This is a genomic window from Ramlibacter sp., assembly GCF_035554825.1.
GTDB lineage: Bacteria > Pseudomonadota > Gammaproteobacteria > Burkholderiales > Burkholderiaceae_C > Ramlibacter.
In genome coordinates this window covers 1-7,572 of the sequence record NZ_DATMHS010000118.1, presented here as the reverse complement: position 1 = coordinate 7,572, position 7,572 = coordinate 1, and the positions used below count along the sequence as shown (strand labels likewise).

Annotated in this window: 8 protein-coding genes and 1 pseudogene; all 9 read right to left on the bottom strand. The window is 66.8% G+C overall.

Translation table 11 applies throughout. From position 1 onward, the window contains the following. Positions 1-603: proton-conducting transporter membrane subunit (locus VNT59_RS14650; protein ID WP_325499320.1), on the bottom strand; the 603-nt coding region annotated here is incomplete at its 3' end. 25 nt (positions 604-628) lie between these two features. Then, positions 629-937 (bottom strand): NADH-quinone oxidoreductase subunit NuoK, encoded by a 309-nt coding sequence (gene nuoK / locus VNT59_RS14645; RefSeq protein ID WP_325499318.1) that lies wholly within the window; start codon positions 935-937, stop codon positions 629-631. Next, a complete protein-coding gene (locus VNT59_RS14640; RefSeq protein ID WP_325499316.1) occupies positions 934-1,578 on the bottom strand; it encodes an NADH-quinone oxidoreductase subunit J in 645 nt (214 codons plus the stop codon). The genes nuoK and VNT59_RS14640 overlap by 4 nt, the downstream gene beginning before the upstream one ends. 27 nt (positions 1,579-1,605) lie before the next feature. Next, positions 1,606-2,130: an NADH-quinone oxidoreductase subunit NuoI gene (nuoI, locus tag VNT59_RS14635; RefSeq protein ID WP_325499314.1), complete on the bottom strand. Its 525-nt coding sequence runs from the start codon at positions 2,128-2,130 to the stop codon at positions 1,606-1,608. A gap of 19 nt (positions 2,131-2,149) precedes the next feature. Next, positions 2,150-3,226, bottom strand: a complete 1,077-nt coding sequence (gene nuoH / locus VNT59_RS14630) for an NADH-quinone oxidoreductase subunit NuoH (RefSeq protein ID WP_325499312.1) — start codon at positions 3,224-3,226, stop codon at positions 2,150-2,152. Further along, a complete protein-coding gene (nuoG, locus tag VNT59_RS14625) occupies positions 3,223-5,358 on the bottom strand; it encodes an NADH-quinone oxidoreductase subunit NuoG (protein ID WP_325499310.1) in 2,136 nt (711 codons plus the stop codon). The genes nuoH and nuoG overlap by 4 nt, the downstream gene beginning before the upstream one ends. A gap of 18 nt (positions 5,359-5,376) precedes the next feature. Beyond that, positions 5,377-6,756: an NADH-quinone oxidoreductase subunit NuoF gene (gene nuoF, locus VNT59_RS14620; protein ID WP_325499308.1), complete on the bottom strand. Its 1,380-nt coding sequence runs from the start codon at positions 6,754-6,756 to the stop codon at positions 5,377-5,379. Then, the gene (gene nuoE, locus VNT59_RS14615; RefSeq protein ID WP_325499306.1) at positions 6,753-7,280 is read right to left on the bottom strand and encodes an NADH-quinone oxidoreductase subunit NuoE; all 528 of its coding nucleotides are present in this window, start codon (positions 7,278-7,280) and stop codon (positions 6,753-6,755) included. The genes nuoF and nuoE overlap by 4 nt, the downstream gene beginning before the upstream one ends. Beyond that, positions 7,277-7,572 (bottom strand): annotated as a pseudogene (locus VNT59_RS14610) (NADH-quinone oxidoreductase subunit D); the annotation flags it as partial. The pseudogene VNT59_RS14610 and the gene nuoE, both read right to left, overlap by 4 nt.

Genomic DNA, 7,572 nt, shown 5'->3' with positions numbered 1-7,572 from the left:
GTAGGCGAGGATGAGACCGATCCCGAGGATGAAGCCGAAGTCGCCCACGCGATTGGCGATGAACGCCTTGAGGTTCGCGTAGATCGCGGTCGGCCGCTGGAACCAGAAGCCGATCAGCAGGTAGGAGACGAGGCCCACGGCTTCCCAGCCGAAGAACAGCTGCAGGAAGTTGTTGCTCATGACCAGCATGAGCATGGAGAACGTGAACAGCGAGATGTAGGCGAAGAAGCGGTTGTAGCCTTCGTCGTCCTCCATGTAGCCGATCGTGTAGATGTGCACCATCAGCGACACGAAGGTCACCACGCACATCATCATCGCGGTGAGGCCGTCGATCAGGAAGCCCACCTCCATCTTCAGCCCGCCCACCACCATCCACTGGTAGATGGTCTGGTTGAAGCGCGCGCCGTCGCTGTACACGCTCTGGAGCGTCATCGCCGAGAGGACGAAGGCGACGAACACGCCCAGGATGCACAGCGTGTGCGAGATGCGCCGGCCGAAGACGTTGCCGCCGAAGGTGGTGCCGAAGATGCCGGCGATCACGGCGCCGGCCAGGGGGGCCAGCGGCACGGCGAGCAGCGTGGTTGCGTTGAGAGTCTGGCTCATGTTTCTTCCGATCGTGGCGTGCCGTTCAGCCCTTCAGCTCGTTCAGCGATTCGACCTGGATGTTGGATTTGTTGCGGAACAGCAGCACCAGGATCGCGAGGCCGATCGCCGACTCCGCCGCCGCCACCGTCAGGATGAAGAAGACGAAGATCTGGCCGTGCATGTCGTTCAGGTAGTACGAGAACGCCACGAAGTTCATGTTCACCGCCAGCAGCATCAGCTCGATCGCCATCAGCAGCACGATCAGGTTGCGGCGGTTCAGGAAGATGCCGATCACCGACAGCGCGAACAGCATCGCGCCCAGCGAGAGGAAATGTCCGAGGGTGAGCGTCATGCCTTGGTCTCCACGCGGGCGGCCGCCGTCGGCGGCAGCTTGATCACGTGCAGGCGGTCACGGGCGTGCACCCGCACCTGCTGCGACGGATCGGTGTACTTGCTGTCCTTGCGCTTGCGCAGCGTGAGCGCGATGGCCGCGATGATGGCCACCAGCAGGATCACGGCGGCCACTTCCAGGGGGTACAGGTACTGGCTGTACAGCAGCTTGCCCAGCTCCTTGGTGTTGGAGTACTGCGCGACGGCCTGGCCGGTGGCCTGCGCCGCGGCCGGCACGGCCCGCGGCTCCTCGCCCATGCGGAAGCCCCCCATCAGCACGGCCGCCATCTCCAGCGCGATCAGCACGCCGACGGTCGCGGCGATCGGAAAATGCTTCCAGAACCCGGCCCGCAGGGAGTCGACGTCGATGTCGAGCATCATCACGACGAACAGGAACAGCACCATCACGGCGCCCACGTACACCAGCACCAGCGTGATGGCGAGGAACTCGGCTTTCAGCAGCAGCCAGATGGCCGAGGCCTGGAAGAACGCCAGCACCAGGAACAGCGCCGCGTAGACGGGGTTGCGGGCCGTGATGACCCGGAAGGCCGCGAACAGCAGCAGCGCCGAGAACAGGTAGAAAAAGCCGGTTCGGATGTCCATGATCGTTCCGTTGTTGTTCTGCGCCGCCTAGCGGTACTTCGCGTCGGCCGCCTTGTTGGCCGCGATCTCGGCCTCGTAGCGGTCGCCCACGGCCAGCAGCATCTCCTTGGTGAAGTACAGGTCGCCCGGCTTCTCGCCGTGGTACTCCAGGATGTGCGTCTCGACGATCGAGTCCACCGGGCAGCTCTCCTCGCAGAAGCCGCAGAAGATGCACTTGGTGAGGTCGATGTCGTAGCGGGTGGTGCGGCGGGTGCCGTCGGCGCGCTGGTCGGATTCGATGGTGATCGCCATCGCCGGGCAGACGGCCTCGCACAGCTTGCACGCGATGCAGCGCTCCTCGCCGTTCTCGTAGCGGCGCAGCGCGTGCAGGCCGCGGAAGCGCGGCGACAGCGGCGTCTTCTCTTCCGGGAACTGGATCGTGATCTTGCGCTTGAACGCGTACTTGCCGGTGATGGCCATGCCCTTGAACAGCTCCGCCAGGGCGAAGCTGGACAGGAAGTCCTTCAGCGAGAACGGCAGGCGGCTCGGCGCGGTGGCTGTTTGGTCAGTCATGGCGGGTACTTCTCCGTTGCTACTTCCAGATGTTGAAGGGCGTCTGCATCCACAGGCCGACGACGATCAGCCAGACCAGCGTCACCGGAATGAAGATCTTCCAGCCCAGGCGCATGATCTGGTCGTAGCGGAAGCGCGGGAACGTGGCGCGGATCCACAGGAACATCGTGACCATGACGAAGGTCTTGATGCCCAGCCAGATCCAGCCGGGGATGAACGACAGGAACTCGAACGGGGGCAGCCAGCCGCCCAGGAACATGGTCGACGCGAGGATCGACACCAGCCACATGTTGGCGTACTCGGCCAGGAAGAAGATGCCGAAGCTCATGCCCGAGTACTCGATCATGTGGCCGGCGACGATCTCGGACTCGCCTTCCACCACGTCGAACGGCGCGCGGTTGGTTTCCGCCAGGCCCGCCACGAAGTAGACGACGAAGATCGGCAGCAGCGGCAGCCAGTTCCACGACAGCAGGTTCAGGCCGTTGCTCGCGCCGACGCCGCGCGCCTGGCTCATGACGATGTCGGTCATGTTCATGCTGCCGGTGACCATCAGCACCACGACGAAGGCGAAGCCCATCGCGATCTCGTAGCTGACCATCTGGGCCGAGGCCCGCAGCGCGCCCAGGAAGGCGTACTTGGAGTTGGACGACCAGCCGGCGATGATGACCCCGTAGACCTCGATCGACGTGATCGCCATCAGCAGCAGCAGGCCGGCGTTGACGTTGGACAGCGCCACCTCGGGGCCGAACGGCACCACCACCCAGGCCACCAGCGCCGGCGTGATGGTCATCAGCGGGCCGATGTAGAACAGGCCCTTGTTGGCGACCGTCGGCAGGATGATCTCCTTGGTCATCAGCTTCACGGCGTCGGCGATCGGCTGCAGCAGCCCGGACGGGCCGATGCGGTTGGGACCGATGCGGATCTGCGTGAAGCCGATCGCCTTGCGTTCCCACAGCGTGAGGTACGCGACGGCGCCCATCAGCGGCGCGACCACCACGACGATCTTGATCAGCGCCCACACCACGGGCCAGCCCATGCCAGTCCACCACGGCGCGGCGATCAGGCCGTTGCCCAGACCCCAGATCTGGTCGATCATGCTGGCATCTCCTCACGAACCCGGCCCATGCGGCCGTCGGCAGTCAGCTGCAGCGAGTGCGCGCGCCGCACGATGCCGTCGAGCTGGTAGATCGCGGCCGCGGCCGGCTGGCCGGCGGGGGCGGACACGTTGATCGCGGCGCTGCACGCGTTCGACAGCTTGCCGCCCTGCACGTGCGTCGCCGCCGCGTCCTGGGCGCCGCGAGCTGCCGTCAGCACGTCCTGCGCCGACTCGTACTCGAAGCCGGGCAGGCCCATGGTGTTGGCGATCACGCGCAGCACCTTCCAGGCCGGGCGGGTTTCGCCGGCCGGCTTGACCACGGCGTGGAAGCTCTGCACGCGGCCTTCGGCGTTGACGAAGGTGCCGGGGGTTTCGGTCCAGGGCGCGATCGGCAGCAGCACGTCGGCGACGTCCAGGTTGGCCTTGAACGGACTCATGCTGACCACCATCTCGCATTGGCCGAGGCCCGCGACGGCGCGCTGTCCGTCGGCGGCATCGAAGGCCGGCTCGACGTTCAGCAGGATCGCGGCCTTCACGCCGCCATGGAGCATCTGGCCGGCGTTCAGGCCCTTCGCGCCGGGCAGCGCGTTCACGAGCTGCGCGCCGACGGTGTTGGCGGCTTCGGTGAGATAGCCCACCGTGGCCCCGGTCTGGGCGCCGATCCAGTTGGCCAGGGCCAGCAGGCCGGAGGCGTTGGCGTGGTGCGCGGCGGCGTTGCCCAGCAGGATCGCCTTGCGCTCGCCGGACAGCAGCGAGTCGGCGATCGCCTTGGCGGCGTCGCTGGCGTTGCCCTTGGCCGGCGCCGCGGCGCCCTTCTTCTCGCCGATCGCGGCGGCGACGTCGGCCAGCGCCTGGGCCCACTGGCCGGCCGGCGTGATCACCGAGGACGCGATCGTCATCGCCCAGTCGTTGTCCGCGTCGTGGATCACCGAGACCGCGGCGCCCTTGCGCGTCGCGGCGCGCACGCGCATGGCGAACAGCGGATGGTCCTTGCGCAGGTTGGAGCCGACCACCAGCACCCGCTGCAGGTCGGACAGCGACGCGATCGACGTGCCGAGCCAGCGCACGCCTTCGGACGGCGCGAACTCCGCGTTGCGCAGGCGGTAGTCGATGTTCTCGCTTCCCAGGCCCCGCACCAGGGCGCCGGCAAGGTACAGCTCCTCGACGGTGCTGTGCGGGCTCACCAGCGCGCCGATCGCCTGCGCGCCGTGGTCGCCCTTGATGTGGCGCAGGCCGTTGGCGACGTATTCGAGCGCGGTCTGCCAGTCGACGGTCTTCCACTCGCCGCCGTGCTTGATCATCGGCGCGGTGAGCCGTTCGCTGGAGTTGAGCGCCTCGTACGAGAAGCGGTCCCGGTCGGCCAGCCAGCACTCGTTGACCTCTTCGTTCTCGAAGGGCAGCACGCGCATGACCTTGTTGTTCTTGACCTGCACGATCAGGTTCGCGCCGGTGGAGTCGTGGGGGCTCACCGACTTGCGCCGCGCCAGCTCCCAGTTGCGGGCCTGGTAGCGGAACGGCTTGGACAGCAGCGCGCCGACCGGGCACAGGTCGATCATGTTGCCGGAAACCTCGGAGTCGACCGTGTCGCCCGACACCGTCGTGATCTCCGAGTGCTCGCCCCGGTGGATCATTCCCAGCTCCATCACGCCGGCCAGCTCCTGGCCGAAGCGCACGCAGCGGGTGCAGTGGATGCAGCGGCTCATCTCCTCCATGGAGATCAGCGGGCCGACGTCCTTGTGCATGACGACGCGTTTTTCCTCCTCGTAGCGCGAGGAGGAGCCGCCGTAGCCGACGGCCAGGTCCTGCAGCTGGCACTCGCCGCCCTGGTCGCAGATCGGGCAGTCCAGCGGATGGTTGATCAGCAGGAACTCCATCACCGACTGCTGCGCCTTGATGGCCTTGTCGCTCTTGGTGCGCACGACCATGCCGTTGGTGACGGGCGTGGCGCAGGCCGGCATCGGCTTGGGCGCCTTCTCCACGTCGACCAGGCACATGCGGCAGTTGGCCGCGATGGACAGCTTCTTGTGGTAGCAGAAGTGCGGGATGTACGTGCCGGCCTTGTCGGCCGCATGCATGATCATGCTGCCCTCGGGCACTTCCACCTTCTTGCCGTCGAGATCTAGTTCAATCATTGACGCGGTTCCCTTCGATCAGCCGCGGGCGCCAGCCGCCACGGGCTGCTTGCCATCCGGGGTCGGCAGGTTCGGGCGCCGGATCATGGCCTCGAACTCGTGCCGGTAGTGCTTGAGCATGGCCCGCACCGGCATCGCCGCCGCGTCGCCGAGCGCGCAGATGGTGCGGCCCATGATGTTGTCGGCCACCGAGTCCAGCAGGTCCATGTCGCTGGGCTTGCCGTGCCCGTTGCAGATGCGGTCGACCACGCGCCACAGCCAGCCCGTGCCTTCGCGGCACGGCGTGCACTGGCCGCAGGACTCGTGCATGTAGAAGTACGACAGGCGCCGCAGCGCCTGCGGCATCGAGCGCGTGTCGTCCATCACGATCACGGCGCCCGAGCCCAGCATCGAGCCGGCCTTGGCGATCGAGTCGTAGTCCAGCGTGCACTGCATCATGATGTCGGCCGGCAGCACCGGCGACGACGAGCCGCCCGGGATCACCGCCTTGAGCGTGCGGCCCTTGCGCACGCCGCCGGCGAGTTCCAGCAGCTTGGCGAACGGCGTGCCCATCGGCACTTCGTAGTTGCCCGGCAGCTCGACGTCGCCCGAGACCGAGAAGATCTTGGTGCCGCCGTTGTTCGGCTTGCCGCACTCGAGGTAGGCCTGCGCGCCGTTGTTGATGATCCACGGCACCGCGGCGAAGGTCTCGGTGTTGTTGATCGTCGTCGGCTTGCCGTACAGGCCGAAGCTCGCCGGGAACGGCGGCTTGTAGCGCGGCTGGCCCTTCTTGCCTTCGAGCGATTCGAGCAGGCCGGTTTCCTCGCCGCAGATGTAGGCGCCCCAGCCGTGGGCCGCGTGCAGCTGGAAGTTGAAGCCGGTGCCCAGGATGTCGTCGCCCAGGTAGCCCGCCGCCCTCGCCTCCTCCAGCGCCTCTTCGAAGCGGTGGTAGGTCTGCAGGATCTCGCCGTGGATGTAGTTGTAGCCGACGCTGATGCCCATCGCGTAGGCCGCGATGATCATGCCCTCGATGACGATGTGCGGGTTGAACTGCAGGATGTCGCGGTCCTTGCAGGTCCCCGGCTCGCCCTCGTCCGAGTTGCACACCAGGTACTTCTGCCCGGCGTAGTTCTTGGGCATGAAGCTCCACTTCAGGCCCGTGGGGAAGCCGGCGCCGCCGCGGCCGCGCAGGCCCGAATCCTTGACGGTCTGGGTCACGGCCACGGGATCCATGCGCTCGCCGCCGGCCAGCCCCAGGATCCTGCGCAGCGCCTGGTAGCCGCCGCGCTGCTCGTACTCCTTCAGGCGCCAGTTAGTGCCGTCGAGGTCCTTGTAGATCTGCGGGTTGATGTGGCGGCCGTGGAAGCACGTCTGCACGCCGGTCGCCTGGAACTGGGCCAGCACCTGGGTCGCGTTCATGCCGTCTCCCCGTTGGCGGCCGAGCGCAGGCCGTCGATCAGCTGGTCGAGCTTGTCGTTGCTCATGAAGCTGACCATCGTGCCGTCGTTCACCAGCACCACCGGCGAATCGGCGCAGGCGCCCAGGCACTCGGACTGCTGCAGCGTGAACATGCCATCGGCCGTGGTCTCGCCCATCTTGATGCCCAGGCGCTGCTCCAGGTGGTGCAGCGCGCGGGCGCCGTCGCGCAACTGGCACGGCAGGTTGGTGCACACGTTGAGCTTGTACTTGCCCACCGGCGCCTGGTTGTACATGTTGTAGAAGGTCGTGACCTCGTGCACCGCGATCGCCGGCATGCCGAGGTAGTCGGCCAGCTGCTGCTCGCTGGCCGGGCTGATGTAGCCGCGCTCTTCCTGCAGGATCCGCAGGCACGCCATCACGGCCGACTGCCGCTGGTCGGCCGGGTACTTCGCGAGTTCGCGCTCGAACAGGGCCGTCGTGGCCGCCGACAGCGCCGGCGCCTTGCTTGCTGGTTGGGAACTCATCGGTCAATTTCTCCGAACACGATGTCCATGGTGCCGATCACCGCCACGGCGTCGGCGATCATGTGGCCGCGCGCCATCTCGTCCATCGCGGACAGGTGCACGAACCCGGGCGGACGGATCTTCATGCGGTAGGGCTTGTTGGCGCCGTCGCTGACGAAATAGATGCCGAACTCGCCCTTGGGGTGCTCGACGGCCGCATAGGCCTCGCCCTCGGGCACGCGGAAGCCCTCCGAGAAGAGCTTGAAGTGATGGATCAGCTCCTCCATGTTCGACTTCATGGCCTCGCGGTCGG